This is a genomic window from Cupriavidus laharis (genome assembly GCF_914271435.1).
In the GTDB taxonomy this organism is placed as follows: domain Bacteria; phylum Pseudomonadota; class Gammaproteobacteria; order Burkholderiales; family Burkholderiaceae; genus Cupriavidus; species Cupriavidus laharis.
The window spans coordinates 150,287-174,479 of record NZ_CAJZAI010000006.1 but is presented as its reverse complement, the minus strand read 5'-3'; the positions used below and the strand labels follow the sequence as shown (position 1 = coordinate 174,479).

The 24,193-nt window shown below is 66.8% G+C and carries 24 protein-coding genes; 5 read left to right on the top strand and 19 right to left on the bottom strand.

What is annotated here, in order from left to right; translation table 11 throughout:
- Positions 1–181 precede the first annotated feature (181 nt).
- Positions 182–2,548 carry an AsmA family protein gene (locus LDO29_RS14520; RefSeq protein ID WP_224080490.1) on the bottom strand — a complete coding sequence of 789 codons (2,367 nt, stop codon included), beginning with the start codon at positions 2,546–2,548 and terminating at the stop codon, positions 182–184.
- 178 nt (positions 2,549–2,726) lie between these two features.
- Between LDO29_RS14520 and tcdA the strand changes: the two genes are divergently transcribed.
- On the top strand, positions 2,727–3,602 hold the full coding sequence (gene tcdA / locus LDO29_RS14515) for a tRNA cyclic N6-threonylcarbamoyladenosine(37) synthase TcdA (RefSeq protein WP_224080489.1): 876 nt from the start codon (positions 2,727–2,729) through the stop codon (positions 3,600–3,602).
- On the opposite strand, the gene LDO29_RS14510 is transcribed toward tcdA, so the two are convergent.
- Entirely contained in the window at positions 3,599–4,177 is a 579-nt protein-coding gene (locus tag LDO29_RS14510; protein WP_224080488.1) for an AAA family ATPase, read from the bottom strand. The genes tcdA and LDO29_RS14510 overlap by 4 nt on opposite strands.
- A 159-nt stretch (positions 4,178–4,336) precedes the next feature.
- Between LDO29_RS14510 and LDO29_RS14505 the strand changes: the two genes are divergently transcribed.
- Positions 4,337–4,780 (top strand): bacteriohemerythrin, encoded by a 444-nt coding sequence (locus LDO29_RS14505; protein ID WP_224080487.1) that lies wholly within the window; start codon positions 4,337–4,339, stop codon positions 4,778–4,780.
- A 1-nt stretch (position 4,781) separates the two neighbouring features.
- On the opposite strand, the gene LDO29_RS14500 is transcribed toward LDO29_RS14505, so the two are convergent.
- A complete protein-coding gene (locus tag LDO29_RS14500; protein ID WP_224080486.1) occupies positions 4,782–5,165 on the bottom strand; it encodes a cupin domain-containing protein in 384 nt (127 codons plus the stop codon).
- Positions 5,166–5,232: 67 nt separating this feature from the next.
- Positions 5,233–6,078, bottom strand: coding sequence for a thioredoxin (trxA, locus tag LDO29_RS14495; RefSeq protein WP_224080485.1), 846 nt, complete (start codon positions 6,076–6,078; stop codon positions 5,233–5,235).
- A gap of 199 nt (positions 6,079–6,277) precedes the next feature.
- On the opposite strand from trxA, the gene LDO29_RS14490 reads away from it, so the two are divergent.
- Positions 6,278–7,993, top strand: a complete 1,716-nt coding sequence (locus tag LDO29_RS14490) for a long-chain fatty acid--CoA ligase (RefSeq protein ID WP_224080484.1) — start codon at positions 6,278–6,280, stop codon at positions 7,991–7,993.
- A 21-nt stretch (positions 7,994–8,014) separates the two neighbouring features.
- On the opposite strand, the gene LDO29_RS14485 is transcribed toward LDO29_RS14490, so the two are convergent.
- Positions 8,015–8,812, bottom strand: a complete 798-nt coding sequence (locus LDO29_RS14485; RefSeq protein WP_224080483.1) for an ankyrin repeat domain-containing protein — start codon at positions 8,810–8,812, stop codon at positions 8,015–8,017.
- 16 nt (positions 8,813–8,828) lie between these two features.
- Positions 8,829–9,629, bottom strand: coding sequence for a gamma-glutamylcyclotransferase (locus tag LDO29_RS14480; protein ID WP_224080482.1), 801 nt, complete (start codon positions 9,627–9,629; stop codon positions 8,829–8,831).
- A gap of 225 nt (positions 9,630–9,854) precedes the next feature.
- Here LDO29_RS14480 and LDO29_RS14475 point away from each other — a divergent pair, with 225 nt between their 5' ends.
- Positions 9,855–10,175: a hypothetical protein gene (locus LDO29_RS14475; RefSeq protein ID WP_224080481.1), complete on the top strand. Its 321-nt coding sequence runs from the start codon at positions 9,855–9,857 to the stop codon at positions 10,173–10,175.
- Between the two features lie 45 nt (positions 10,176–10,220).
- Here LDO29_RS14475 and LDO29_RS14470 read toward each other — a convergent pair whose 3' ends face one another.
- The 7 genes from LDO29_RS14470 to LDO29_RS14440 form a co-directional block, all read right to left on the bottom strand.
- Complete coding sequence (locus LDO29_RS14470) at positions 10,221–10,568, bottom strand: FKBP-type peptidyl-prolyl cis-trans isomerase (RefSeq protein WP_224080480.1); 348 nt, start codon at positions 10,566–10,568, stop codon at positions 10,221–10,223.
- A 109-nt stretch (positions 10,569–10,677) separates the two neighbouring features.
- Positions 10,678–11,226, bottom strand: a complete 549-nt coding sequence (locus LDO29_RS14465; protein ID WP_224080479.1) for a YaeQ family protein — start codon at positions 11,224–11,226, stop codon at positions 10,678–10,680.
- Between the two features lie 123 nt (positions 11,227–11,349).
- The gene (locus LDO29_RS14460; RefSeq protein ID WP_224080478.1) at positions 11,350–11,658 is read right to left on the bottom strand and encodes a hypothetical protein; all 309 of its coding nucleotides are present in this window, start codon (positions 11,656–11,658) and stop codon (positions 11,350–11,352) included.
- Positions 11,659–11,769: 111 nt separating this feature from the next.
- Positions 11,770–12,357 (bottom strand): YceI family protein, encoded by a 588-nt coding sequence (locus LDO29_RS14455; RefSeq protein ID WP_224080477.1) that lies wholly within the window; start codon positions 12,355–12,357, stop codon positions 11,770–11,772.
- 12 nt (positions 12,358–12,369) lie between these two features.
- Entirely contained in the window at positions 12,370–12,756 is a 387-nt protein-coding gene (locus LDO29_RS14450) for an MAPEG family protein (protein ID WP_224080476.1), read from the bottom strand.
- 63 nt (positions 12,757–12,819) lie between these two features.
- Positions 12,820–13,062, bottom strand: coding sequence for an RNA-binding S4 domain-containing protein (locus LDO29_RS14445; protein ID WP_224080475.1), 243 nt, complete (start codon positions 13,060–13,062; stop codon positions 12,820–12,822).
- Positions 13,062–14,813, bottom strand: coding sequence for a glutamine--tRNA ligase/YqeY domain fusion protein (locus tag LDO29_RS14440; RefSeq protein WP_224080474.1), 1,752 nt, complete (start codon positions 14,811–14,813; stop codon positions 13,062–13,064). The genes LDO29_RS14445 and LDO29_RS14440 overlap by 1 nt, the downstream gene beginning before the upstream one ends.
- A gap of 266 nt (positions 14,814–15,079) precedes the next feature.
- On the opposite strand from LDO29_RS14440, the gene LDO29_RS14435 reads away from it, so the two are divergent.
- Entirely contained in the window at positions 15,080–16,519 is a 1,440-nt protein-coding gene (locus LDO29_RS14435; RefSeq protein ID WP_224080473.1) for a CoA transferase, read from the top strand.
- 7 nt (positions 16,520–16,526) lie between these two features.
- Here the strand turns inward: LDO29_RS14435 and LDO29_RS14430 are convergent, their stop codons facing one another.
- The 6 genes from LDO29_RS14430 to ggt all read right to left on the bottom strand — a co-directional run bounded on the left by LDO29_RS14430 (position 16,527) and on the right by ggt (position 24,143).
- Positions 16,527–17,147 (bottom strand): FMN-binding negative transcriptional regulator, encoded by a 621-nt coding sequence (locus LDO29_RS14430; protein WP_224080472.1) that lies wholly within the window; start codon positions 17,145–17,147, stop codon positions 16,527–16,529.
- Between the two features lie 74 nt (positions 17,148–17,221).
- Positions 17,222–18,082: a PhzF family phenazine biosynthesis protein gene (locus LDO29_RS14425; RefSeq protein WP_224080471.1), complete on the bottom strand. Its 861-nt coding sequence runs from the start codon at positions 18,080–18,082 to the stop codon at positions 17,222–17,224.
- 113 nt (positions 18,083–18,195) lie between these two features.
- Positions 18,196–20,751 (bottom strand): fimbria/pilus outer membrane usher protein, encoded by a 2,556-nt coding sequence (locus LDO29_RS14420; RefSeq protein ID WP_224080470.1) that lies wholly within the window; start codon positions 20,749–20,751, stop codon positions 18,196–18,198.
- 116 nt (positions 20,752–20,867) lie between these two features.
- On the bottom strand, positions 20,868–21,629 hold the full coding sequence (locus LDO29_RS14415) for a fimbria/pilus periplasmic chaperone (RefSeq protein ID WP_224080469.1): 762 nt from the start codon (positions 21,627–21,629) through the stop codon (positions 20,868–20,870).
- A gap of 72 nt (positions 21,630–21,701) precedes the next feature.
- On the bottom strand, positions 21,702–22,250 hold the full coding sequence (locus LDO29_RS14410; RefSeq protein ID WP_224080468.1) for a fimbrial protein: 549 nt from the start codon (positions 22,248–22,250) through the stop codon (positions 21,702–21,704).
- A gap of 267 nt (positions 22,251–22,517) precedes the next feature.
- Positions 22,518–24,143 carry a gamma-glutamyltransferase gene (ggt, locus tag LDO29_RS14405; RefSeq protein ID WP_224080467.1) on the bottom strand — a complete coding sequence of 542 codons (1,626 nt, stop codon included), beginning with the start codon at positions 24,141–24,143 and terminating at the stop codon, positions 22,518–22,520.
- Between the last annotated feature and the right edge of the window lie 50 nt (positions 24,144–24,193).

Sequence of the window (24,193 nt, the reverse complement as noted above, 5' to 3'; positions counted from 1 at the left end):
CAGGCCGCACCTTCGGAAGGGCGCCGTTGCCGGCACCTGGAGTGTGCCATTTGTTTGATACATCTTGTAAATGGCCGTTTAATTATGCGCCGGCTGTGGGCCTGGCACAACGCCGATTCGCGACAACCGGGCAATTCATGCACAAGTGTTGTGAATTTGCAGCGTCGGCGGTGCAAGGGCGTCAACCGCCCTGATACAGCTCGGCGTCATTCGCCGGGCGGTTGGCCGGCGCCGCGGGCTGGCGCGCGGGCGAGCGGGCGCCGTCGGCAGTCTGCTGGCCCGGTGCGGCATGGCCTTCCTGCGCCTGCTGGGCCTGCTTTGCCTGTTCGGCGGCGCTCCCCTGTCCCGGCTTGCGCAGTTCGGCGGCGACTGCGCTGGCCGCGTTCGGGGCTTTCGGGTCACGATAGGCCTTGCCCGGCGGCGGCGCGGTCGGCCGTTTGCGCAGGTCCGCCAGCAGGCGGCCGCACTGGTTTTCCTTTGACGATGACAGGTCGACCAACGGCACCACGGCCGTCGCCACGGGCGCAAGCAGCGCCAGCGTTAGCGCACCGCCGGCGCGCAGCGCGAGCACGCCGATATCGGGGCTCACGCGCGGCTGCTTCAGCGTGCCGCCCACATACAGCGGCGAGCGCAGCGAGAAGATCCGCACGCCCTTCGAGTCCGGATGGATCGTCATCGCCAGCTTTTCGCTGTTCAGGTCGATGGCCCCTTCGGCAGTGATTTCTGCGTCCTGGGTATCGAGCACGAACGTGCGCGCCCGCGCGATGCCATTGGTGAAGGCGAAGTCGCTCACGCCGCAGTTGATCTGCACGGGCTTGTCGCCGAACAGCTTGGAAATGATTACGCTGCCGACGTTCAGGCCCATGGCTTCCAGCAGGAACTTGCTCACGGTGCCGTTTTCCACCAGCAGCCTGGCTTCGCCGTTGGACGATCCCAGCAGCGCCGCCACCGAATTGCCGGCCGCCGACAGCCTTGCGCTGCCGTTGATCTCGCCGATGCTGGCCCGCATCGATTCCACCGTCGGGAACAACTGCTTGAGCTTGAGGTGGTCCGCGCGCATGTCGACCATGGCGCCCATCGGTTCGCGCTTGCCTTCGAGCCGGATGGTGGAAACGAGGTTGCCGCTGGCAATGCCGAAGTTCAGGGGGTCGAGCAGCAGGACCGCATCCTGCAGCTTCAGGTGCGTCACCAGATTCGTGATCGGCAGCCGCTCGTCGCGGATGATCCGCTTGCCGGTGAAGCGGACGTCGGCATCGATGCTGTCCCAGCGCTCGGTGCGGAACGGCGCCACCGGCAGCGCCTTCCCGGCAGGCTGGCGCACGTTGCTGTCCGGCGCCGCCTTGCCCGGCTGCGCATTGGCGCCGATCAGCGGTGCCAGGTCCACGAAGCGCAGCTCATTGGAGACCAGCTCGCCCGCCAGCAGCGGCCGCGGTGCGCGCTGCGTGAACGTCAGCGTGCCACTCAGGTCGCTGCCGCCGACGCGGCCGGTGAAGCCGCGGTACGCGTAGACCGAAGCCCCCTTGCGGATCGTCGCCACGAGCCGGCCGCGCGTTTCGTACGGCGGCGTGGACGGAAGCACGATGCCCGTGAGCGCGTACAGCTTGGCCATGCTGTCGCCCTGCAACTGCAGGTGGACGTCCAGCGCGGCAAGGTGCGCGGGGTTGGCCAGCGTGCCTTCGATGACTGCGCGTGTCGCGCCGACGCGCACGTCGGCTAGCAGCGGGAAGGGCACGTTGACATTGCGCAGGCTCAGCACGTTGCCGGCCTTGCCGCTGGCACTGATGGTCGCGTCGTTGTACCGGCCGCTGGCCTTCCAGCGCAGGCCATAGCGCTGGTTGCCGGCAACGGCATTGGCCGGCGGTCCGGACGCGGGCGGCGCGCTTGCCGCGGCTGGTGTGGCGGGTGTAGCTGGCGCGGATTCGCTGGCGGGCGCCGAGGCGTCCGGCGCGACCAGGGCGCCGTCGCGCGCCTTGTCATACAGCGCGCCATCGCCCATGGTGTCGACCATCGCCTGCAGCTCGATCTTCTGCGCCTGGTCGGACAACGCCAGGTTGCCGCGCGCGAGCACCACTTCACCGATGTCCAGATGCCAGGAAGAGGTCCCGGATTCCGGGCCGGTGTCGAAGGTCCAGTTATTGCGGTTGTCGGCCAGCCGTTCGAGCCACACGGCAGGGCTGTCGATCACGATGGTGGGTACCGCGATCTCGTGCGCCAGCAACGGCACCGGGCGCAGCACGAAGATCAGCTCGCGTACCGTCGCGATGTTCGGCGCCTTGGCCCAGTCCGGGTTTCCGATGGTGATGTCGCGTGCCGACAGCCGGGGCCATGGCACGAGGGTGTGCCAGCCGGTTTCCCCCTCCGCGGTGCGCCACGTGACGGTAAGGTCGCCATTGATCGCGAACGGGCGGCCGATGGCTTCCGACACGCGCTCGTTAAGCCAGGGCTTCACGCGGTTCCAGTCGAAGGTCAGGATCAGGATGACCAGCAGGGCAATCAGCAGGATCGGCGTGAGCACTGTCCAGAGAATTACCTTGCGGCGCACCGGCATGGCTTGTCTCCTGTGGAGGGCACCCGGCGCCGGTAATCTGTGCGGCGGACGGGGCACTACGTCTATTGTATAGTTGCGCGCTTCGCTTACCTGTCGGGGAGTGGCTGACACGGTGGCGTGCGCGGCATGCCATGCCTGTACGTTTTTTCCGCCCGATTCCCCAGCACTGACTGCCAGCATGAACGACGCTGCCTACCCACCGCCCCACCTGCCGGGCTTGCCCGAGCCGCTGACCCACGAAAGCCCGGCCGACGACGACTACCACCGCCGTTTCGGTGGCGTCGCCCGGCTTTACGGCAATGCCGGGCTGGCGCGGCTGGAAGCTGCCAGCGTCTGCGTGGTGGGTATCGGCGGGGTTGGCAGCTGGTCCGCCGAGGCGCTGGCGCGCAACGCCGTCGGGCGCATCACGCTGATCGACCTGGACCATATCGCGCTGTCCAATACCAACCGGCAGATCCACGCACTCGGCGATGCGTACGGGCGCGCCAAGGTGGAGGCCATGGCCGAGCGCATCGTGGCGATCAACCCGCGCTGCCGGGTCACGCAGGTCGATGACTTTGTCACCGCCGACAACGTGGCCGAACTGCTGGGCACCGGTCACGACTACGTCATCGACGCGATCGATGCGGTGCGGGTCAAGACCGCCATGCTGGGCTGGGCGCGCCGCCAGGGCGTGCCGGTTATCACCTGCGGTGGGGCCGGCGGCCAGTTCGACCCGACGCGCGTGCGCGTCGACGACCTCGCGCGCACCATTCAGGATCCGCTGCTTTCCAAGGTGCGCGCAAGCCTGCGCAAGGACTGGGGCTTTACGCGCGACCCGAAGAAGAAGTTCGGCATTGCCGCGGTCTATTCGGACGAGCCGCTGCAATACCCGGAGCCCGAGCAGCAGGCCTGCGAGATCGACGAAGCACCGCCGGCCGCCGCGGCGGCGCCTGCGGCGGGTCCGCAAGGGCTGGCCTGCGCCGGCTTCGGCTCCTCGGTGGCCGTGACCGCGGTGTTCGGTTTCGTGGCGGCTTCGGCCGTGATCGGCGCCATCGCCAGGGGCAAGGCCTAGGCGCTCAGCGCGCGCAGCAGCGCTTCCGTCTCCGCCTGACCGGGTGTGAGGTTATTGAAGTAGATCAGCTCCGGGTATTCCGCGGGGTCCGGCATGAAGCGGCGCGTGCGATAGGCGTCCCAGTGCGCCAGCTTGTAGGCGTCATTGGGGTTGCCACGCCGGATGATGCGGGCATGGGCCTCGTCTTCCGGCAGGTGTACCCACACGATGCGGACAGCGGTTTCGACTGGGATGTTCAGCCAGGCCGGATCATGAAGCTGGTGGGCTTTTATCTCGCGCGACAGCGGTCCGATCACCAGCACGCTGATGCCAAGGGCCAGGTTTTCCCGCGCGGTGTCGAGCAGGCCCTGGTATTCGGGATCGCGCAGGTTTTCCAGGTAGGCCGGGCTGTCCCGGTCGTTCGGGTCGCCGGTGATGGCCGCCATGGCGGCCGCGCTGTAGCGGCCGTACAGCGTGTCCTTGTCGAGCAGGCAGAACGGCTCGCCGGTGGCCTGCATCAGCGGGCCGATCAGGCGATGCGCCAGGGTGGACTTGCCGGTGCCGGCATGCCCGCAAAAGAAGATCAGTCGTGGCATCGAATAGGGCTTGGCTCAGGGGTGCCGCCGGTGGCGGCGTAACATGAAGCATAACCTCCCGCGCGAACCGGGCGGATTTGCGCAAAATCAGATGCCGCGGGACTGAATTCGGTATCCTTTCCGTTTCTTTCCATGCTGCCCGCCGCGCCAGCCCCTTCCATGGATCCCAAAGACCAGCATTCCACCGACGGCCTGCCTGCCCACCTGCTGCTGGGCGAGCCGGTCACCGACGCCACGCACGCGGAATTCGTGCAGTTGCTGGATGCCGCCGCGCGCGCTGACGACGCCGGTTTCCTCGCGGCCATGGACGAATGGGTCGAGCATACCCGCCATCACTTCGCTCAGGAAGAGTCGTGGATGGAAGCCATGGGGTTCGGCCCGCGTCATTGCCATGCCGGCGAGCACAAGCAGGTACTGGCCGTTGCCGAGGCCGTGCGCGACAAGGTGGCCAGCGACGGGGAGCTGGATCTTGGCCGCCGCCTGGTGGCCGAGCTTTCGGGGTGGTTCGATCATCACGTCAAGTCGATGGACGCCATGATGGTCGAGCACATGCGCGAGAACGGCTTCACGCTGATCGAGGCGCCGGCAGGCCAGCCGGCCTGATTCAGGCGGGCCGCGCCGCCTCGCGGTCAATCACCACGAAATACTTGCGCACCGGCTCCAGCACTTCGAACAGGCCAGTGAAGCCGGCCGGGATGACGCATGCGTCGCCCGGCCCGAACTCGTTGGCCGTGCCGGCATCGTCGCGGATGCGGATGCGGCCGCTGATCACATGGAAGAATTCTTCCTTGCCGGCCGGGAAGGCAATGCGCCAGGCGCCGGGCTCGCACGCCCAGATGCCGCAGTCGAAATCGCCATGCCGGGCGCTGTAGTGCGTCCAGGTGGTGCGGTCGGGATTGCCGGCGACGAGGCGGTCTGGGCGCGGCCGGTCGTGGGTGGGCGCGGGCGCGTCGGCTTGGAAATCGATCAGGCGCACGGATGCTGTCATGGCGGGAATGTCGGGCGGGATGCCGGAAATCAGGGCCGCCAGTTTACCGCGCCATGGCCGACGCCCGTCAGTTGAGCGAGGTGCTCAGCTCCCTGCGCCAGCGCGACACCACTTCGGGCTGGTCGGCCAGCATGTCGAACACCGAGATCATGGTCTTGCGGCCGATATCGTCTTCAAAGCCGCGGTCCGTGCGCACGATCGCCAGCAACTGCCCCAGCGCGGGTTCGTACTGCTGGCGGGCGATCAGCAGCCTTGCCAGGTCAAGGCGGGCCGGCAGATCGCGCGGGTCCGCCGCGACGCGGCTCGCCAGGGTTTGCTCGTCGGGCAGGTCGGCCACGCCCTTCATGGCTTCCACACGGGTGCGCAGGGCGGCGTAGACGTCCTCCTGGGCGGCTTGCGGGGACAGCCTGGCGAACTCGGCTTCCGCCTCGGCGAGCGCATTGTCGTCGAGCAGGAAGCTGATATACGCGAAGCGCGCGGCGTCCGACCCCGGATCCAGCGCCAGCGCTGACCGAAAGGCATCGCCGGCAGCCTGCCGGTCGCCAGCGGCGGCCAGGGACAGGGCTTCGTCCAATGCCAGTTGCGCGGGGTTTGGCGTGAGGCGCGACAGGAACTCGCGCAGGCCGGATTCCGGCAGCACGCCGATGAACTGGTCCACCGCCTGACCATCGGCGATAGCCACCACATGGGGGATGCTTCGCACGCCGAAATGGCCGGCCAGCTCCTGGTTTTCGTCCACATTCACTTTGACGAGCTTCCACTGGCCGCCGGCTTCCGCCTCGAGCTTCTCCAGCATCGGGCCAAGCGTGCGGCAGGGGCCGCACCACGGTGCCCAGAAATCCACGAGGACCGGAGCCTGGCGCGAGGCCTCGATCACTTCCAATTCAAAATTCTGCAGGGTGACATCGCTCATGGCGGCAGGCCTGGCGGGGCAGGCCTTGGAGTTCGGGAATACAGCAATTGTGAGGGCAAAGGCGCCAATTGCAACCGGGCTGTCCTACATCCGATGCGAGATTCGGGAAAGCCACCGATTGAAAATAGAACGATCGTTCGGTTATAGTCACTGACACCCGTACACACAGGTCGCCCAAGACCGCACAGGAGACTCTTCGATGCAGAACCCCGCTCGCCCGCATTTCCAGTTCTGGCCAAAGCGCGTGCCGACTTCGGTCGTGCTGCCGGAGACTTCGCTCTGGTACAACCTGGAGGTCTCCGCGCATCGCTATGCGGACAAGGCGGCCATTCGCTATTTCGGCAAGGCGATCACCTTCCGCGAACTGGAGGCGCAGGCCACGGCACTGGCGGGCTGGCTGCAGCAGAAGGCCGGTGTGAAGAAGGGCGACCGTGTGCTGCTGTACATGCAGAACTGCCCGCAGTTCATCATCAGCTATTACGCGATCCTGCGTGCGGACGCGGTGGTGGTGCCGGTCAACCCGATGAACCGTGTCGAAGAGTTCAAGCACTACGTCACCGACGCCGGCGCGCGCGTGGCCATCTGCACCGCGGACCTGGGTGCCGGTGTCGAGCAGGCGCTGTCCGAACTGGCGCCGGCAGATCGTCTGCAGCACCTGCTGGTGACGCAATATTCGGACGCGCTGCCGGCCACTCACGAGCACCCCGAAGACGCCCCGGCCGCCTGGCTGACCGCGCAACATCCGCTGCCGGCCGGCGCCACGGCGTGGGCCGAAGCGCTCGGCGCCGGCTTGCAGCCGGGGCCGCACACGGCCGGCCCCGACGACATGGCGGTGATGCCCTATACCTCCGGCACCACCGGCTTCCCGAAGGGCTGCATCCACACGCACCGCTCGGTGATGCACAACATCGTCGGCGGCTCGACCTGGTCGGGCAGCGGCGCGGAATCGGTGATCCTGTCAGTGCTGCCGCTGTTCCATGTCACCGGTATGCAGTACGGCATGAACGGCCCGATCTACAGCGGCGCCACGGTCGTGATGTTGCCGCGCTGGGACCGCGAGGTGGCCGGCCGCCTGATCTCGCGCTACCAGGTCACGCACTGGACCAATATCCCGACCATGGTGATCGACTTCCTGGCCAGCCCCAATCTGCCGGAGTTCGACCTGACCAGCCTGCGCTACATCGGCGGCGGCGGAGCGGCCATGCCGCAGGCCATTGCCGAGCGGCTGCGCGACCAGTTCGGGCTGAACTACCTGGAAGGCTACGGTTTGTCCGAGACCATGGCGCCGACGCACGGCAACCCTGCTGATCGTCCCAAGCTGCAATGCCTGGGCGTGCCGACCTTCAATACCGACGCGCGCGTGGTCGACCCGGTCACGCTCAAGGAACTGCCGCCCAACGAGGTGGGCGAGATCATCGTGTCCGGCCCGCAGGTGTTCAAGGGCTACTGGGGCAAGGAGGACGCCACGCGCGACGCCTTCATCGAGTTCGAGGGCAAGACCTTCTTCCGCACCGGCGACCTCGGGCGTATGGACGAAGAGGGCTACTACTTCATCACCGACCGCCTGAAGCGGATGATCAATGCGTCCGGCTTCAAGGTGTGGCCGGCCGAGGTGGAAAACCTGCTGTACAAGCACCCGGACGTGCAGGAAGCGTGCATCATCGGCACGCGCGACCCGTACCGCGGCGAGACCGTCAAGGCCGTGGTGGTGCTGCGCGCGCATGCCAGGGGCAAGACGAAGGCCGACGACATCATCGAATGGGCCAAGGAAAACATGGCCGCGTACAAGTATCCGCGCGTGGTGGAGTTCGTTGATGCGTTGCCCAAGTCCGGCACGGGCAAGGTGATGTGGCGCCAACTGCAGGAGACGGAAAACGCGCGCAACGCCGGCGCGCAAAAGCCTGCAGTGGCCTGAGGCGGCAGGATCGGCGCGCGGTCAGTGACCGCGCGCGCGCATGAGAATCTTCACGATCGACTTGTAGCTGCGCTCGCGCGCATGGCGCGTGGGCGTCACGCCTTCGCGGTCAGCCAGGTTGGCGTCGGCACCGGCGTCGATCAGCAGTTGCACGATTTCTTCGTAGCGCGTGCTGCCGTCGCCGAGGATCACCGCTTCCAGCAGGGCAGTCCAGCCTAGCTGGTTCACATGGTCGACGGCGATGCCCTTCTGCAGCAGCAGCTTCACCACTTCCACATTGCCATGCTGGCTTGCCGCGATCAGCGCGGTGCCGTCGTAGCGGTCCGTGCTTGCCAGGTCCGCGCCGTGCGACAGCATGAGCCGCACCACATCGACCTGGCCCGTTGCGGCCGCCAGCAGGAACGGACTGTTGAATTCCGCGTCCTTGCGGTTGACGTCTGCGCCGGCCAGGACCAGCGCCTTCGCGACCTCGCCGCGCCGGTTGTAGACCGCTGTCAGCAGCGCACTGCGGCCCCGTTCGTCGACGGCCTGCGCCGAGGCGCCGGCTGCCAGCAGGCGGCTGACCAGCTCCAGGTCACCCGCCGCGGCGGCAGTGATCAGGTTGCGGTCCAGGGCACTGATTCCCTCGGAACGGGGCGGCACGTGCGCGCTGTCGCCGCGCGTGCGTGAAGAACTGGCGCCATCCGTTGTCCCGGCGGGCCGTGCGGCCAGCGTCTGGCCACCCTGGCCGGCCAGCAATGCACCGCAGGTCAGCAACCCCATCAGTCCCAGCATTTCGGAAAGCGCCTGGCGGCGAGTGCGGACAAAGGGGCGCGTCATGGCGTTCGCTCCTGGGTCAGACGGTCTCGTGCGGGCTGGCCGGAGCGGGCAACGGCGCTTCATCGCCAGCGGGCCGTGGCGGATCGGCCGGCCCGCTATCGCTATCACTATGGCCGTGGACCGCATCGGCGGCATCATGGGCCTGGAGCTGGCGCCACAGGCGGCCAAGGTAGGGGTCGTCGACGCCGTTGGTGGCCAGGCCCAGCAGGGTCTGCTGCAGGTATTCGCGCGCTGGGCCATAGAGGCCGACGGCATGGCGCAGCCGCTCCACCACGCTGGCATCGGGCAGGCGCCCCGCGTAGCCCTCATGTTCGCGGTTCATGACGAAGGCGAGCGCGCGCTGCTCCGGGCCGCCGTAGCCGTCAGCCGTGCCGGTGCGGATGCGCAGCCAGCGCGGATGGTAGGCGCCTGTCAGCATCTCGCGGCGCCACAGCAGCCGGAATTCCTGTTCCACCATATGGCTCGGGATGCGGAACACCATGCCGTGGCAACAGCCGCCGCGGTCGAGGCCCAGCACCAGTCCCGGGTTGTCCCAGGTGCCGCGGTTGATGCGTGAGTACAGGTAGAAGCCGCGATGGTAGCCATGCACCGTAGCGCGCTGGCGCTCGGTATGCACCACCATCGGATTCCAGATCAGCGAGCCGTAGCCGAACACCCAGACATCGCCATGGAGCGCGCAGTCGTCCGGCCGGCTGGCCAGCGCATCGCGCAGGGATCGCTCGAAGGCTTCTTCAGGCAACAGGGCGGACGCGACCGGCGTGCTGCACAGCGAGGTGCGCAGCCGATCCGTTTCGAGGTCCTGTCGGGTGATGGCCATGTTGCCAGCATAATGCAAAGCGGGGCAACGGGCAGGGGCCGGAAGCGGCACGGCCGCCATATTTCGCCGCTGGCGGGCAAGGGTGTGGGCGCCAGGCAACGGTCGGACCGCAACGGCCAGCTTGTCGGCGATCAGGCCGGCGTGTGTTCGGGCTGGTTCGGACTGGCTCTGGCTGCCACCTTGTCCTTACAATGGCAGCATCATCCCGATCTTGGAGAACCGGCAATGGCGCGTACGCTTACGGTGGTGTTCGGCAGCGGCAAGGAGTTCGAATTCACGATCAGCCAGGCCGAACTGGCATCGATCGGCGAAGAGGCGGCGTGGCGCTGGTTCGACAAGGAATACACCGAGCTGGACTGCCAGGCTTCGAGCCCGGTCGGCAAGGTGCTCGTGATCGACAAGATCCTGAACGTGGCCAAATTCTCGGGAGAGTCGCGCTTTGCCGGCGATACCGCCTGGGCACAGGACTATGCCCGCCATGCGGCGCGCCTGCTGGACCGCGACAAGGTCCGCGTTGATGTCGGCAACGCCGCCATCGGGTTCTGAGGGCATCCGGCAGCAGAGCGGGCGGTGCCCGCTCCGGAGACGGCATCAGACGGCCAGCAGTTCCACTTCGAACAGCAGCGTGGCGTTGGGCGGAATCACGCCGCCGGCGCCGCGCGCACCATAGCCCAGGTCAGCCGGGATCACCAGGCGGCGCACGCCGCCGACCTTCATGCCCTGCACGCCTTCATCCCAGCCGCGGATGACATGGCCGGCGCCCAGCGGAAACACGAACGGATCGTTGCGGTCCTTGCTCGAATCGAACTTGCGGCCGGCCTGGCCGTTTTCGTACAGCCAGCCGGTGTAGTGCACGGTCACGTGCTTGCCGGCAACGGCTTCGGCGCCGGAGCCAACGGTGGTGTCTTCATACTGCAGGCCAGACGGGGTGGTTTGCATGGTGTTATTCCTTCCGGTTGGTGCAAAAAGATGCGGTTGGATCGGGGGAGCAGGGCAGTCCGGTACGCGGTACGCGGTGCGTAGTGCGGATACGAACTGCTCGGACTGCTCAGCTTGCGGCGCGCTGGAGCACGTCCAGCGTCAGTTGCACGTTGCGGTCGTCGTCGCTGACCCAGATTTCGCCGTCCTGGATCGTCACGGACAGGCGCATGGCGCGTTGCGTCAGCGCGGCCAGCGCGTCGACAGCGTCAGCCGGCACATTGTAGACCGTCACATTGCGCAGCTTGCCCGCCTTGCCGGCCATGCTCTTCCACCACTCGCGCGCGCTGGCGCCGCTGTAGGCATAGACCGTGACGCGATCCGAGCGGGCGGCCGCGCGCTTCAGGCGCGCTTCGTCGGGCTGGCCGAGTTCGACCCAGTGCTCGATGTCGCCGGTCAGCTTGCGGTCCCACAGGTCGGGTTCGTCAGGTTCGTCCAGGCCGCGTGTGAAGGCGAGGGTCTCGCTTGCCTCGCAGGCAAAGGCAAGCAGCCGGACCATCATGCGCGCGTCGTTCTCGGATGGATGCTGGGCGATGGTCAGCGTATGGCTGCCGTAGTAGGGCCGGTCCATGTCGGACACGGACAGTTCGGCTTTGAAAATGGTGGATTTAAGCGCCATGGGGAAAGGTGGGCGGCACGCGTCGTGCGACGCGAAAGGCCGCATCATACGTGATTCAGGTGGCCGACCACATATGACCGGCTCCGTCGCGCGCTGGCCGGCGCGTAGCCAGCCGGTCGGGGGTCAGCGCTTGCGGTATTCGCTGAGATAGAAGCGCAGCAGCGCCGACATCAGCACGGTTGCCAGGAAGGCTGCCGCCACCACCATCGCATTTCCCGCGGGGCTGTCCAGCTGGCCGGCGACCGTGAGCCGGAACAGCCAGGTTCCGACCGTCATGGCCAGGAACGGCAGCAGCAGCGCGCCGCGCCCATAGGTGCGCACAGCCCAGAGCGGGAAGCGCCGCAGGAAATCGCCGGGGATGGCGCACAGCAGGCAGGCACCGGACGCGGCCAGCGCAGCGGCCACGATGTCGCCGGAATGGATATCGATCATTGTCTGTCTCGCTATCGCCGGCACGCAGGACGCGACGCGCGGCAGGCAATTGTGGAAAAGCAAACCAGCAATTTTACAAAAGAATCCCGCTGCAAAGGTGATCGGATGCCGTCACGGGGCGGCCGACTCCGCGGGCGATGCCTCGACCGAGATCTGCAGGGTCACGTTGTCGCTCACCTCCGGCAGGAACCGCGTCATGCCGAAGGCACTACGCGCCAGCGTGGCGTGGAAGTCACCGCCGCAGACCTTGCGGCGAATGCCGAACAGCGAGATCTCGCCGCAACTGAAGCGATCGACCTCCAGCTGCAGCGGCCGTGTCGTACCGAGCAGGCTCAGTTCACCTTCCACCGCTACCAGCTTGCCGTTCTCGACGACAAAGCGGTCTGCCCGCAGCCTGGCCACGGGCGAATTGGCGGCATCCAGAAATTGTGGCGAGCGAAGCACGCCGTCGAGGCTGCGGTTGCCGGTATCGACCGATGCCGTTTCCACCGTGAAGTCGATGCCACCGGCGCCGGTGGCGGGGTCGTAGACGATCCGCCCGTCGATCTTGCCGAACCGTCCGCGTACCGTGGTGCGGTCGAAGTGGCTGGCGGCGAAGTAGACGGTTGTGTGCGTCGGGTCGACGGTGTACGAGACCGGGGCAGCGGCCGCCGCGCTGCCGACGGCGGCGAGCAGCCATGCAAGGCAAGGCAAGCGCATGGCCGGTCGCTCCTAGTTATGCACGAAGACCGGCAGCAGGAAGATGCCGACCACCGACAGGAAGCCGATCGTCCAGCACAGCGTACGCAGGGTAGCGCGGTCGGTCAGGTAGCAAACCGTGTAGAGCACGCGCGCGATGATGAAGACCACCGCCAGTTCGTTGATGCGTGCCTGGGGCGCCTGCAGGTACGTGGCCGTCAGCACCGCAGCGGCAAAGAACGGGAAGGCCTCGAAATGGTTGCGGTGCGCCATGTCGGCGCGGCGCGCGCGGCCGCTCTGGCGCTCCAGCCAGCCGCGCGGGTCATGGTTGTCGAAGGCCTTCCCGCCGGCCTTGGCAATGGCCACGGTCACGACGGGCAGGATGCCTGCCACGAGGACACACCAGAATGCGATCGGCATGGTTCCGTCCTTCCCTGAAGCTGAATTCTTCGCAGCGGCCGTGCCGCTGCCGTACGCCCAGCGTCAGGCTGCGACCACCCGGATGTCGACACCGGTCAGGCTGACTACCTGGCCGGCGCGAATCTTCGCAGTCTTGCGCGATTCGGGCTCGCCGTCCACCGAGACTTCGCCGGCTGCGACCAGCGCCTTGCCGGCGCCGCCGCTGTCGCACACGCCGGCCAGCTTGAGCAGGTCATTGAGCGCGATGAACTCGCGATCGAGCGGGAATGTGATGACCTGAACCTGGGGTTTTCCTGCCTTTGCCATCACTTGCCCCAGCTGTCCTTCAGCCCGACGATGCGGTTGAAGACCGGCTTGCCCGGCTGCGAATCGACGCGGTCGGCCACGAAGTAACCGTGGCGCTCGAACTGGAAGCGGTCTTCCGGCTTTGCGTTGCGCAGGCTCGGCTCCAGGTAGGCCGTGATCACCTTCTTCGAATCCGGGTTCAGCGCTTCCAGGAAGTTCTTGCCGCCGGCATCCGGGTTCGGGTCGTTGAACAGGCGGTCGTACAGGCACACTTCGCATTCGTAGGCCGCGGCGGCGCTGACCCAGTGGATCACGCCCTTGACCTTGACGCTGTCTGCGCCCGGGGTGCCGCTCTTGGTGTCGGGCAGGTAGCTGGCATGCACGGCCACGATGTTGCCGTCGGCATCCTTGTCCACGCCGGTGCACTCGATCACGTAGCCGTACTTCAGGCGCACCTTGTTGCCCGGGAACAGGCGGAAATAGCCCTTCGGCGGGTTCTCGTTGAAGTCCTCGCGCTCGATCCACAGCTCGCGCGAGATCGGGAACACGCGCTTGCCCAGCTCCGGCTTCTTCGGGTGGACGGGCGCCGAGCATTCCTCGGTCTGGCCTTCGGGGTAGTTGTCGAGGATCAGCTTGAGCGGGTCCAGCACAGCTACGCCGCGCGCGGCACGGGCGTCCAGGTCGTCGCGCACGGCGCCTTCAAGCGTGCTCATGTCGATCCAGCTGTCGGCCTTGGCCACGCCCACGCGGTCGCAGAACAGCTGGATCGATTCCGGCGTGTAGCCGCGGCGGCGGATACCGACGATGGTCGGCATGCGCGGATCGTCCCAGCCGTCCACGCGCTGCTCGTCCACAAGCTGCTTGAGCTTGCGCTTGCTGGTGATCGCGTAGGTCAGGTTCAGGCGCGCGAATTCATACTGGTGCGGCAGCGGGTCGCGGAACACGCCGCAATCGCGCAGGTGTTCGAGCACCCAGTCGTACAGTGGGCGGTTGTTCTCGAACTCCAGCGTGCACAGCGAATGCGTGATGTTCTCGATCGCATCCGAAATGCAGTGCGTGAAGTCGTACATCGGGTAGATGCACCACTTGTCGCCGGTGCGGTGGTGGTGCGCATGGCGGATGCGGTACAGCACCGGATCGCGCATCACGATGTTCGGCGCGGCCATGTCGATCTTCGCGCGCAGCACGTGCTGGCCGTCCTGGTACTTGCCGTCGCGCATGTCGCGGAACAGCTGCAGGTTTTCCTCGGCGCTGCGGTCGCGGAACGGCGACGGCTTGCCCGGCTCCGAGAAATTGCCGCGGTTGGCGGCGATCTGCTCGGCGCTCTGGCTGTCGATGTAGGCGGCGCCGCGCTCGATCAGCTTCTCGGCGAAGGCGTAGAGCTGGTCGAAGTAGTCGCTCGCGTAGTGCAGGTGCGGCTGGCCGCCCGGGATCCTGTTGTCCCAGGAGAAGCCCAGCCAGTGCACCGCGTCGATGATCGAGTCGACGTATTCGGTGTCTTCCTTGACCGGGTTGGTGTCGTCGAAGCGCAGGTGGCAGCGGCCGCCGTAGTCGCGCGCCAGGCCGAAGTTCAGGCAGATGCTCTTGGCGTGGCCGATATGCAGGTAGCCGTTCGGCTCCGGCGGAAAGCGGGTGATGACGGTCGGCAGCGGCTCGCCCTGGCTGTCCTGGCGGCCGGCGTAGGTGCCGGCGGCGAGGTCCTGGTCGATGATGCTTCGCAGAAAATTGGAAGCGGCGGGCGTGCTGTCGGTAGGCTTGTTGTCGTGGCTCATGGTGGCGCCGGCTGGCGGCTGGATGGACCGCTTGGTCTTCAGTGTTGCGTGGCGGATTGCCAATTCCGTGATTTTACCGTGCCAGCGGCGCCACTCGGCGGGAGCACGGCGGATTTGTGCCTGCTTTTGTGGCTGGCGTTGCCCGGCTGGCGTGGGCGGGCGTGATGGGGGCTACGGAAAGTGACGTCCGGGAGTAGCATGGAGGCCGAACGCTTACCGGCCGGCTGGCCTCGCGCCATCCGCCGCATTTCCCGGGGTTTGCCGCCATGACTGCCAGTCTCGATACCTCCACCGTTCCCGCCGCGCCCGCCAGTGTCGTCTCTGCCCTGTGGCAGGGTGCCGGGCTGCCTGCCGATGCACTGGGCCACCTTGATCTCACCGGCGCCGAGCCGGTGCTTCCGTCCAGCTTTGCCGTGGGCACGGCGGCGCAGGCCAGCCTGGCGGCCTCGGCCCTGGCTGCCGCGGCGCTATGGCAGCAGCGCACCGGCCGCTGGCAGCAGGTCGGCGTGGACATGCGCCACGCCATCACCGAGTTCCGCAGCGAGCGCTACCTGCGCGTGGACGGCGGCCCGGCACCGGAACTGTGGGACAAGATTGCCGGCGTCTACCGCTGCGGCGATGGCCGCTGGATCCGCCTGCATACCAATTTCCCGCACCATCGCGACGGCGTGCTGCGCCTGCTCGGCTGTGCCCACGACAAGGCCGCCGTGCAGGCGGGGCTAGGCAAGTGGGAGGCCGAGGCGTTCGAGGCCACGGCTTCCGATGCCGGACTGGTGGTCGCCGCCATGCGCAGCTTCGACGAATGGGACCGGCACCCGCAAGCCGAGGCACTGCGCGGCCTGCCGCCGGTGACACTGGAGCGGATCGGCGAAGCGCCGCCGCAACCCTTGCCCCCACTGTCTTCGGCCGAGGGTCGGCCGCTTTCCGGTGTCAGGGTCCTCGATTTCACGCGGATCATCGCCGGGCCAGTGGCCGGGCGCACGCTCGCGGCGCACGGCGCCGACGTGCTCCTGGTCACGGCAGCGCACCTTCCGTCGATTGCCCCACTGGTGATCGACACCGGCCGCGGCAAGCGCACCTGCCAGCTCGACCTGCGCGATCCCGACGACAAGCGCACGCTGCACAAGCTGCTGCACGGCGCTGATGTGATGGTCCAGGGCTACCGGCCTGGCGGGCTGGCAGAACTCGGCGTTGGCCCGGAGGCGGCGGTGCGTGCCCGTCCTGGCCTTGTCTATGTGTCGCTAAGTGCCTATGGCCATGTCGGGCCATGGTCGGGCAAACGGGGATTCGATTCGCTCGTGCAGACGGCCACGGGCTTCAACCATGCCGAGGCCCAGGCCGCCGGCGAAGATGTACCGCACCCGCTGCCGGCGCAGGTGCTCGACCACGCGGCCGGCTATCTGCTGGCGTTCGGCGCCATGGCTGCATTGCATCGGCGCGCCACGGAGGGTGGCAGCTGGCATGTGCGGGTGTCGCTGGCGCAGGTGGGGCAGTGGCTGAGGGGACTGGGACGCGTGCCGGCCGGATTGCAGGCCCCCGAGCAGAAAATCGATGACGTGGCCGACCTGCTGGAGGTGTTGCCGTCCGGCTTCGGCATGCTGACCGTGGTGCGCCATGCGGCGCAATTGTCCGGGACGCCAGCGCACTGGGCGCTGCCGTCGGAACCGCTAGGCACGCACGCGCCGGAGTGGCTGCCGCGAGGCTGATGCCGGATCAGGCTGCGCCAGTCAGCCGCGCCATCCAGTCGGCCATGTCGCGCTCAGTCTCATTGCCTTCGCGCTGCGCGGCGAGGATGCGCGAACGGTCCGCGGCCGGCCGGTTCTGGCTCAGCTTGAACTTGGCCTCGACGCGCACGGGCACCATGCGCAGGCCGACGATGGCCGCCAGCATCTTCTGCTGGAAGTCTTCCGGCAGGCCGCGCCATTGTTCGGCGTAGCCGGGCTCGTTGCGGCCGATCAGGCGTTTGAGCAGCGCGTCTTTTTCCCCGGCATCATGGACGGTGCTGACCTCCGCATACACGTGCACGGCGACGTAGTTCCAGGTCGGCACCGACAACTTCTGCTCGTACAGCGAAGGCGACACATAGCCGTGCGGGCCCTGGAACACCAGCAGCGCTTGCGGCGTCTGCTCGAGCCAGCGCCAGTGCGGGTTCGCGCGCGCGACGTGTCCTTCGATGCGCCAAGTCTGCCCATCGCGCTCAGCCACGACGGGAAGGTGCGTGGCGAACGGCTGGTTGTCCGCATTGTTGCCCGCCAGGGTCGCGAACGGGTAGCGGCGCATGACCTCGTCGATGATTTCGGGGTCGTCGCTGGAAAAGTGGGAGGGCGTGTACATGGGATCCGATCCTATTGGAGCGTGGTGATGGCGTGCGGGTCCATGGGGCGATCTTGCCGGGGATAGAGCCGGCGCTACAGCGTGACGGTACCGCGGCCGATTTCTATCACGCGGCCACCTACCCGGATGGCGCCCGCAGTGGTCACGGCAAGCCGCAGCGTACAGGGACGATCCACGGTGGCACCCTGGTCGACTTCGTATTCGGCCGGCAGCACATGCGCGTTGGCCAGCAGCCAGCCACCGAGATTGGCGCATGCGGACCCCGTGCCCGGGTCTTCCGCCACGCCACCACCTTGCTTGCTGAAGAAATACCGTGCGAGCACGCGTCCGGGCTGGGTCGGATCAAAGGCGAACACATAGGCGGTCTTGCGGCCCAGGCTGCTCTGCGGCCACTGGTCCAGGCGCGACGTATCCGGGCGAGCCCTTTGCACGGCATCCGTGCTGCGGACGGCCACCAGCAACTGGTCGGCACCGGTGTCGACCCACATCGGCGAGGTCAGCAGGTCGCGCGCTTCCAGGCCCAGCAGCGCCGCCATTTCCGCATCGGGCAGGTCAACCGCGGCCGTCTTGGGCGGGCCGGCGTGCGGAGCGGTGAAGATCCAGACGTCGCCGCTGGCCTCGACTGGCACGACTCCGGCCTTGAATTCGAGCGTCAGCCGGTTGCCACTTGTGGTCAGGTCGCGTACGACATGCGCCGTGCCGAGCGTGGGATGTCCTGCAAAGCGCATTTCGTAGCCGGGCGTGAAGATGCGAACCTGCGCATGCGCCCGGTCCGAAGGCAGGATGAAGGTGGTTTCGGACAGGTTGAACTGCAGCGCCAGCGCCTGCATGGTGGCGTCGTCCATGCCGCGGGCATCCTCGAAAACGCACAACGGGTTGCCGCCGAACGTGGATTCGGCGAAGACGTTGAGCAGGCGGAACGCGTAGGCAGTCATGGCGGCATCGGAAGGCAGGATCGTTCCACAGTGTAGCGACCTGCCATCGCGGTGCCATGGACAATTTCGCTGCCGATCGGCGGGCCAGTTCCCGTCGGCGGCGCCGGCTCAGTTCAGTGGCACTGCACCTCGATCACATCGATTCGTGTGCCGCGCCGGCCGGTGGCCGGCAGCGCGTAGTCGAGCCGGCAGGTGTCCTGCGCCGTCTTGCCCCAGCGGGCGGTCAGTTGTCCCTGGTCGGCCCTGAGGCCGCGGGCAACGATGCGGCCGCCTTGCCCCACCGTGCCGATATTCGCACCCTGGTCGTCCCGTACTTCGGCGCCAAACGGTAGCGGCTTGCCGTCGACCGTGCTGGTGCGGATCACCGCGGGTCGTCCGCGGTCGGCTGTCTCGAACCGGACCGCCACCACCGCGCCGGCTGTCGGCGCGACCTGCTGGAGGGTCGAATCGAGGTCGACGTTCACCGGCAGGCCCTTCGGGTCGATCTCGACCTGGTTCCGCGAGAACGGCACGAGTGCCGGCACGACGGCGCGTCCCCAGGGATCAACGCGCAAGCCGCTGCCGTTGACCAGCCGGGCGCCCGCCGCGTCGGCGGCCTCCACGATGGCCAGCGTCTCGCCCATCGTGGGCGTGAAGCTCACCCCGCCAGCGTATGCCACGATGCCGCCCGAGATGCCCGCCGATACCTGCGAATAGTTGCTGCCCTTGCCGGCACTTGCCGTCAATGCGGCCACGGGCGACAGATAGGCTGCGTTGGCTGCCAGGCTTGCGGCAGGCCGGCCACCGCTCGCATACCCGGCATTGACGCCATAGCTGAAGGCGTTGTCCACCCCGAGCGATCCGGTCACCGATTGCTGCAGGTTGACCGTTCCCGACGCGTCGCGCTCGATACCGGTCATAGCATACGGCGCATGCTGCCCCTTGCCCAGCGGGATACCGATATTCAGCATGATGCGGTTCTCCCAGCGCCTGCCCGACAGGCTGAACTGGCGCGAGGCCGCGACCCCATAGTTCAGCGACTTGTAGCTGTTGTTGTAGCCCAGCTGGAATTGCGTGTCCGTGCCGCCGCGGTTCCAGTAGCCCTGTACCGCGCCCGAAAGATAGAAGGATCCATATCCGGGGCGCAGCCTCTGGTTGAGCGTGAGCTGGAGCTGGCTACGCAGGATACCCCGCATCGCCGATTGCATGCCGCGCCGCTCAAGCTCGCGCAGGGTCATGGCGTCGGTCATGCCCAGGTAGCCGCTGCTCGAATAGCGGTAGGCTGCCACCGATACGTTCGTGCCGGTGGGCTCCACCAGCTTGCTGTAGCTGAGCCGCGCGCTGTATCCGTTCCGGTCCGGCTGCGTAGCCAGCCGCGTGCCGGCGTGAGTCAGGTCCGCACCGAATGCGCCGTACGCGGTATTGAGCGCTGCGCCGCCCACCGCCGCCAGGTAGCCTTCAGCCACCACAATGCCGCCGTAGCCGGTCACCATATTGGTGAATCCATGCTGCACCGTGGCCTGGAGCATGGCGGGACGGCCTTGCAGGCCTGCGTTGCGGTACTGGCCCGCCGTGACGCCATAGCGCGTGACGCCAGGGCGCAAGGCATTGACGGCGGCGGCATAAGGGACTCGCGAAACATGCACGCTGCCATCGGCTTCCGTCACCACCACTTCCAGGTCTCCGCCATAGCCGGTGGGATAAAGGTCGTCGATCTCGAACGGTCCGGCGGCAACCGTGGTTTCATAGATGAGGTTGCCGTTCTGGCGGACCTGTACGCGGGCGTTGCTGTTGGCGATGCCGTGCACGCGCGGCGCATAGCCGCGCTGCGATTCCGGCTGCATGCGGTCGTCGCTGGCGAGCTGCACGCCGCGGAAGCCGACGCTGTCGAACACGGTGCCGTCGGTGAATGCATCCCCCAGCACCAGCTGGCTGCGCAGCGAAATGACGGAGCGCTGCAGGCTTGTCTGCACGCTCTGGTACCTGGCCGTGCCTTGGTCGGAGCTGAGGCTGCCTTTGTGCCGGAAGCGCCAGGGCCCCGTATTGAAGCCGGCGCCGAGGCCAAGATAGCCCTGCGTGGCGGTATAGCCTGCCGTGCGAGTCTGGTAGACGCTGCCGTTGTACTGCACCGTTGCTGCCGTCACACCGTCGTTCCAATAGCGCGGATCCACATAGCCCCGAGCCTGCCGGGACAGCGCGGCCTGGGGCACGCTGACATCGAGCCGCTGTTCGCCGCTGTCGAAGCTCGCGGTGGCGCCATGGATGATGGCATGCAGTGGCACGCAGGCTTCGGGCATGCGGACTCTGGCTATCGTTTCCGGTGCGAGCCTGCCGAGATCGGCGCCGACCCGATCGAGCAACGCCTCGTCGAAGCAGGGCAATACCTCGCTGTCCTTTCCGGCGATCTCGCGCATTTGCACGTCAATCCGGCCCAGCCACGCCTGGTTGACGTAGAGCTCTGCGCGGTAACTGCCCGGCATCACCACATTGCCCTTGTTGAAGCGGCTGAAGTCGATGGGGCTTCCGCCAGGCTGGTGCAGGAACAGGTCGTTGAATTCCACCTCGGCTGCGGCACCCGCCTTGGGAGAGTCCGAGTTGGCAGCAAGCGCGCCTGCGCTGACCAGCATGATGACTACGGCACTGAGCGGCCGTATGCGGGGATAGGGTGGGTGCGCTGTTGTGTTCTGCATGGCTTGTGTGGCGCTGGAGGCTTGAGGCAAGACGCGTCCCTGCCGTCGGGCGGCATCTTCAGCGCGAATCGGGAGGGGTCGGGAGTGCCGGACTGCGCCTGCGCTTGATGGAGGGGCTATCGGGTGATAGCAGGCAGGCCCGGGCTGGCTTTACCGTCTATGGGGCCGCCGTGGTCGTTGATGGCCTGGTACCGGATGGTGGTGGCTTTGCCCGGATCCACTTTGCCGGCAAGCGGAAACGTAGTGGTCTTCCCTGGCGCCACCATGCCGCCGGCCTCGTTGGTGGCACTGTGCGCACCGTCCAGCAATTCCATGCTGGAGAACGAGACGTGATAGGCAGTCGGGTTGCTGGCTTCCAGCGCCAGTCCATGGTCGGATTTCACGATGCGCCATGCAATGCGGGCCGGCGCTTCGCCGGCATCGCCCTGAAGGCCCGCCGGACGGAAGAAGAGCTTGATGCGCGAACGAAAGGCAAGTTGCAGCTTGTTGGCGTCCATCTCCTCGGCGGTCGGCTTGGGCGGGATTTCGAGCACGCTGAGCCAGAAGACCGATTCCTTGTCGGCGGACAAGGGCTCGCCCGTGTAGTGGATGCGCAGCGTCTGTGCCTTTCCCGGGTCAATCCGCGCGATAGGCGGCGTCACCGTGAACGGTACGTCAATGCCGGCCGGGGGTGCCGCCGCGTCGCCCGTATCAAGCCATGCCTGAGTCAGTGCCGGGGATTTCCCTTCATTGCTGAGCTTGATGGTGGCTTCGCGATCCTCGGCGTTGACGATGACGCGTGTGCCGGCAATGACAACGGACGCGTACGCATGGGGGATAAGTGCCAGGGTCATCGCGCATGCGCTGGCGCGAAGGACCGTCCTGATCGATCGGTTCATGATGGGCGTGCAACACGCTGGGGCAGGGGCCGGGTGCCGCGACGGACGGCCGCTCACCCGGGTGCTGCATGCTTACTGATAGACGATGGTGTACATCACGCTGGAATTGGCTGCGCCGGCGGTGGCGGCGCCCGTCGCCACGTACTCGGCGTAGTACGGCAGCACCGCGGAGCCGGAGTCGATGGCGGCCGTCTTCGAGCCCTGCGAGGCTTCGTCAAAGCCCGCCTTGATCGATGTGAAGTCCGAGTTCAGCAGGCCGATCTGCACATTGCTTGCACCGCCTGCGTTGAGGTTGAGGCGGCCGGTTGCGGTATCGGTGGTCGGGCCGGGTTCGAAATAGGCCTTGACGGCGCCGGAGTTGGGCGTGCAGTCACTCAGCGAAATGTTGAAGGGCGTACGGCCGGCGGTCTGGCCAGCCGTGGCCAGGGTGGATGCCGACACCTTCGGCAGAGTGACCGTGAAGTCCTTGGATCCTGTGCCGTTGCCGTTGATGGTGCAGGTCTGTGCGGTGATGGTGCCGTTGAAGGTGATGGTGCCGTCGGCGGCAAATGCGGATGGGGCGGAGAAGGCGGAAACGGCAGCAATAGCGGCAATGGCCGCGCCAAGGAATTTCTGGTTCATTGTTCTCTGGAGGTCGATCAATATTTGTGGCGATATCCGGAGCCGGCCATGACATTTCGTCGACCGGCTTCGACGTTGTAACTCTTGCCGTGTGCGCACCGTGCAGCGAGTGAGCGGAAATATATCGATCGGCCTGAACCGGAAAAATGGCCGATTGCTTAATCTGATCCTATGGCGTTCAGGTCGTACAGATGTGTTTCGGACAGCAAACAAAATGGGCGCTTCCCGTTCAGGAAGCGCCCATTTCTTGCTGCAGGGGACGGTGGGTCAGTAGCCGACGGCCTGCCCGTCGCGCCGGCTGTCGCTGGCCGCGACGTAGCCGTGTTCCGGGTCGTCCGACAGGCGCCAGATGAACTGGCCCGAGCCAAAGTCCATGTAGGGGTCAGCTACGGACTTGAGCTGGTGGCCGCGTGCCTTCAGGCCCTCCACCGTTGCTGGATTCATGGTGCTCTCCACGTCCAGCGTGAAATCGCGGTTGACCTTCCACCGCGGCGCGCAGCATGCCGCCTGCGGCTGCTGCTTGTAGTCGAGCATGCGGACCACGGTCTGCAGGTGGCCCTGCGGCTGCATGTCGCCGCCCATCACGCCGAAGCTCATCACCGGCTGGCCGCCGCGTGTCAGGAACGCCGGGATGATGGTGTGGAACGGCCGCTTGCCGCCCGCCACCACGTTGGCGGACTTCGGATCCATCGAGAAACCCACGCCACGGTTCTGCAGGCTGATGCCGGTGTCCGGCACCACCACGCCCGAGCCGAAGCCCATGTAGTTGGACTGGATAAACGAGATCATCATGCCGTTCTCGTCGGCCGCGGTCAGGTAGATGGTGCCACCGACCTTGGGCATGCCGAAGCTGAAGTGCGTGGCGCGCTGCATATCGATCAGCTTGGCGCGGGACTTCAGGTAGGCCTCGTCGAGCATTTGCTCGGGCGTGACCTCCATGCTGCGCGGGTCGGCCACGTAGCGGTAGAGGTCGGCGAAAGCCAGCTTCATGGCCTCGATCTGCAGGTGCTGCGAATCCACCGAGTCGACCGGCAGCGCACCCACATCGAACTGGTCGAGGATCCCCAGCGCGATCAACGCGGCGATGCCCTGGCCGTTCGGCGGGATTTCATTCAGCTCGTACCCGCGATAGGACTTGCTGATCGGCTTGACCCAGTCGGGCCGGTAGTTGCGCAGGTCGTCCAGGGTCATGGCGCCGCCGCACTGCTTGCTGAAGGCAGCGATCTTTTCGGCAATCTCGCCCTCATAGTAGGCGCGGCCGCGCGTTGCGCCGATCTTGCGCAGCGTGTCGGCGGCGGCCTTCATCATGAACTTCTCGCCCACCAGCGGCGCGCGGCCGTTGGGCATGAACGTGTCGGCAAAGCCGGGCTGGTTCTTCAGTTCGGGGACAGCCGCAGCCCACTTGTGCGCGACCACGGGCGGCACCGCGTAGCCGCGCTCCGCGATCTCGACGGCGGGCTCCATCAAATCCGCGAACGGCAGCTTGCCGAAACGCTCGTGCAGTGCCGCCCAGCCGGCAACGACGCCCGGCACGGTGACCGCATCCCAGCCGCGCACCGGGCGATTGGCCAGGCCGTTGGCGTCGGCGCCGTACTTGCCGCGGAAATACTCGGGACTCCAGGCCGCCGGTGCCACGCCCGACGAATTCAGGCCATGCAACTCCTTGCCATCCCACAGGATGGCGAAGGCATCGCTGCCCAGTCCGCAGGACACGGGCTCGACGATGGTGATGGCCGCTGCCGCCGCAATCGCCGCATCCACGGCATTGCCGCCCTTGAGCAGCATGCGCAGGCCGGCCTGTGCTGCCAGCGGGTGCGAGGTCGACACGATGTTGCGCGCAAACAGCGGGATGCGCACGGAAGGGTAGGGGTTGGTCCAGTTGAAGTTCTGCATGGTCTTGTCCGGTGTGTCGTGGCAGCCGGTTTGATAAGGATAAGGGCCGG

Coding starts and splice junctions, on each gene's coding strand:
- LDO29_RS14520 (WP_224080490.1), bottom strand. CDS start 2,548: ATGCCGGTGCGCCGCAAGGTAATTCTCTGGACAGTGCTCACGCCGATC.
- tcdA (WP_224080489.1), top strand. CDS start 2,727: ATGAACGACGCTGCCTACCCACCGCCCCACCTGCCGGGCTTGCCCGAG.
- LDO29_RS14510 (WP_224080488.1), bottom strand. CDS start 4,177: ATGCCACGACTGATCTTCTTTTGCGGGCATGCCGGCACCGGCAAGTCC.
- LDO29_RS14505 (WP_224080487.1), top strand. CDS start 4,337: ATGGATCCCAAAGACCAGCATTCCACCGACGGCCTGCCTGCCCACCTG.
- LDO29_RS14500 (WP_224080486.1), bottom strand. CDS start 5,165: ATGACAGCATCCGTGCGCCTGATCGATTTCCAAGCCGACGCGCCCGCG.
- trxA (WP_224080485.1), bottom strand. CDS start 6,078: ATGAGCGATGTCACCCTGCAGAATTTTGAATTGGAAGTGATCGAGGCC.
- LDO29_RS14490 (WP_224080484.1), top strand. CDS start 6,278: ATGCAGAACCCCGCTCGCCCGCATTTCCAGTTCTGGCCAAAGCGCGTG.
- LDO29_RS14485 (WP_224080483.1), bottom strand. CDS start 8,812: ATGACGCGCCCCTTTGTCCGCACTCGCCGCCAGGCGCTTTCCGAAATG.
- LDO29_RS14480 (WP_224080482.1), bottom strand. CDS start 9,629: ATGGCCATCACCCGACAGGACCTCGAAACGGATCGGCTGCGCACCTCG.
- LDO29_RS14475 (WP_224080481.1), top strand. CDS start 9,855: ATGGCGCGTACGCTTACGGTGGTGTTCGGCAGCGGCAAGGAGTTCGAA.
- LDO29_RS14470 (WP_224080480.1), bottom strand. CDS start 10,568: ATGCAAACCACCCCGTCTGGCCTGCAGTATGAAGACACCACCGTTGGC.
- LDO29_RS14465 (WP_224080479.1), bottom strand. CDS start 11,226: ATGGCGCTTAAATCCACCATTTTCAAAGCCGAACTGTCCGTGTCCGAC.
- LDO29_RS14460 (WP_224080478.1), bottom strand. CDS start 11,658: ATGATCGATATCCATTCCGGCGACATCGTGGCCGCTGCGCTGGCCGCG.
- LDO29_RS14455 (WP_224080477.1), bottom strand. CDS start 12,357: ATGCGCTTGCCTTGCCTTGCATGGCTGCTCGCCGCCGTCGGCAGCGCG.
- LDO29_RS14450 (WP_224080476.1), bottom strand. CDS start 12,756: ATGCCGATCGCATTCTGGTGTGTCCTCGTGGCAGGCATCCTGCCCGTC.
- LDO29_RS14445 (WP_224080475.1), bottom strand. CDS start 13,062: ATGGCAAAGGCAGGAAAACCCCAGGTTCAGGTCATCACATTCCCGCTC.
- LDO29_RS14440 (WP_224080474.1), bottom strand. CDS start 14,813: ATGAGCCACGACAACAAGCCTACCGACAGCACGCCCGCCGCTTCCAAT.
- LDO29_RS14435 (WP_224080473.1), top strand. CDS start 15,080: ATGACTGCCAGTCTCGATACCTCCACCGTTCCCGCCGCGCCCGCCAGT.
- LDO29_RS14430 (WP_224080472.1), bottom strand. CDS start 17,147: ATGTACACGCCCTCCCACTTTTCCAGCGACGACCCCGAAATCATCGAC.
- LDO29_RS14425 (WP_224080471.1), bottom strand. CDS start 18,082: ATGACTGCCTACGCGTTCCGCCTGCTCAACGTCTTCGCCGAATCCACG.
- LDO29_RS14420 (WP_224080470.1), bottom strand. CDS start 20,751: ATGCAGAACACAACAGCGCACCCACCCTATCCCCGCATACGGCCGCTC.
- LDO29_RS14415 (WP_224080469.1), bottom strand. CDS start 21,629: ATGAACCGATCGATCAGGACGGTCCTTCGCGCCAGCGCATGCGCGATG.
- LDO29_RS14410 (WP_224080468.1), bottom strand. CDS start 22,250: ATGAACCAGAAATTCCTTGGCGCGGCCATTGCCGCTATTGCTGCCGTT.
- ggt (WP_224080467.1), bottom strand. CDS start 24,143: ATGCAGAACTTCAACTGGACCAACCCCTACCCTTCCGTGCGCATCCCG.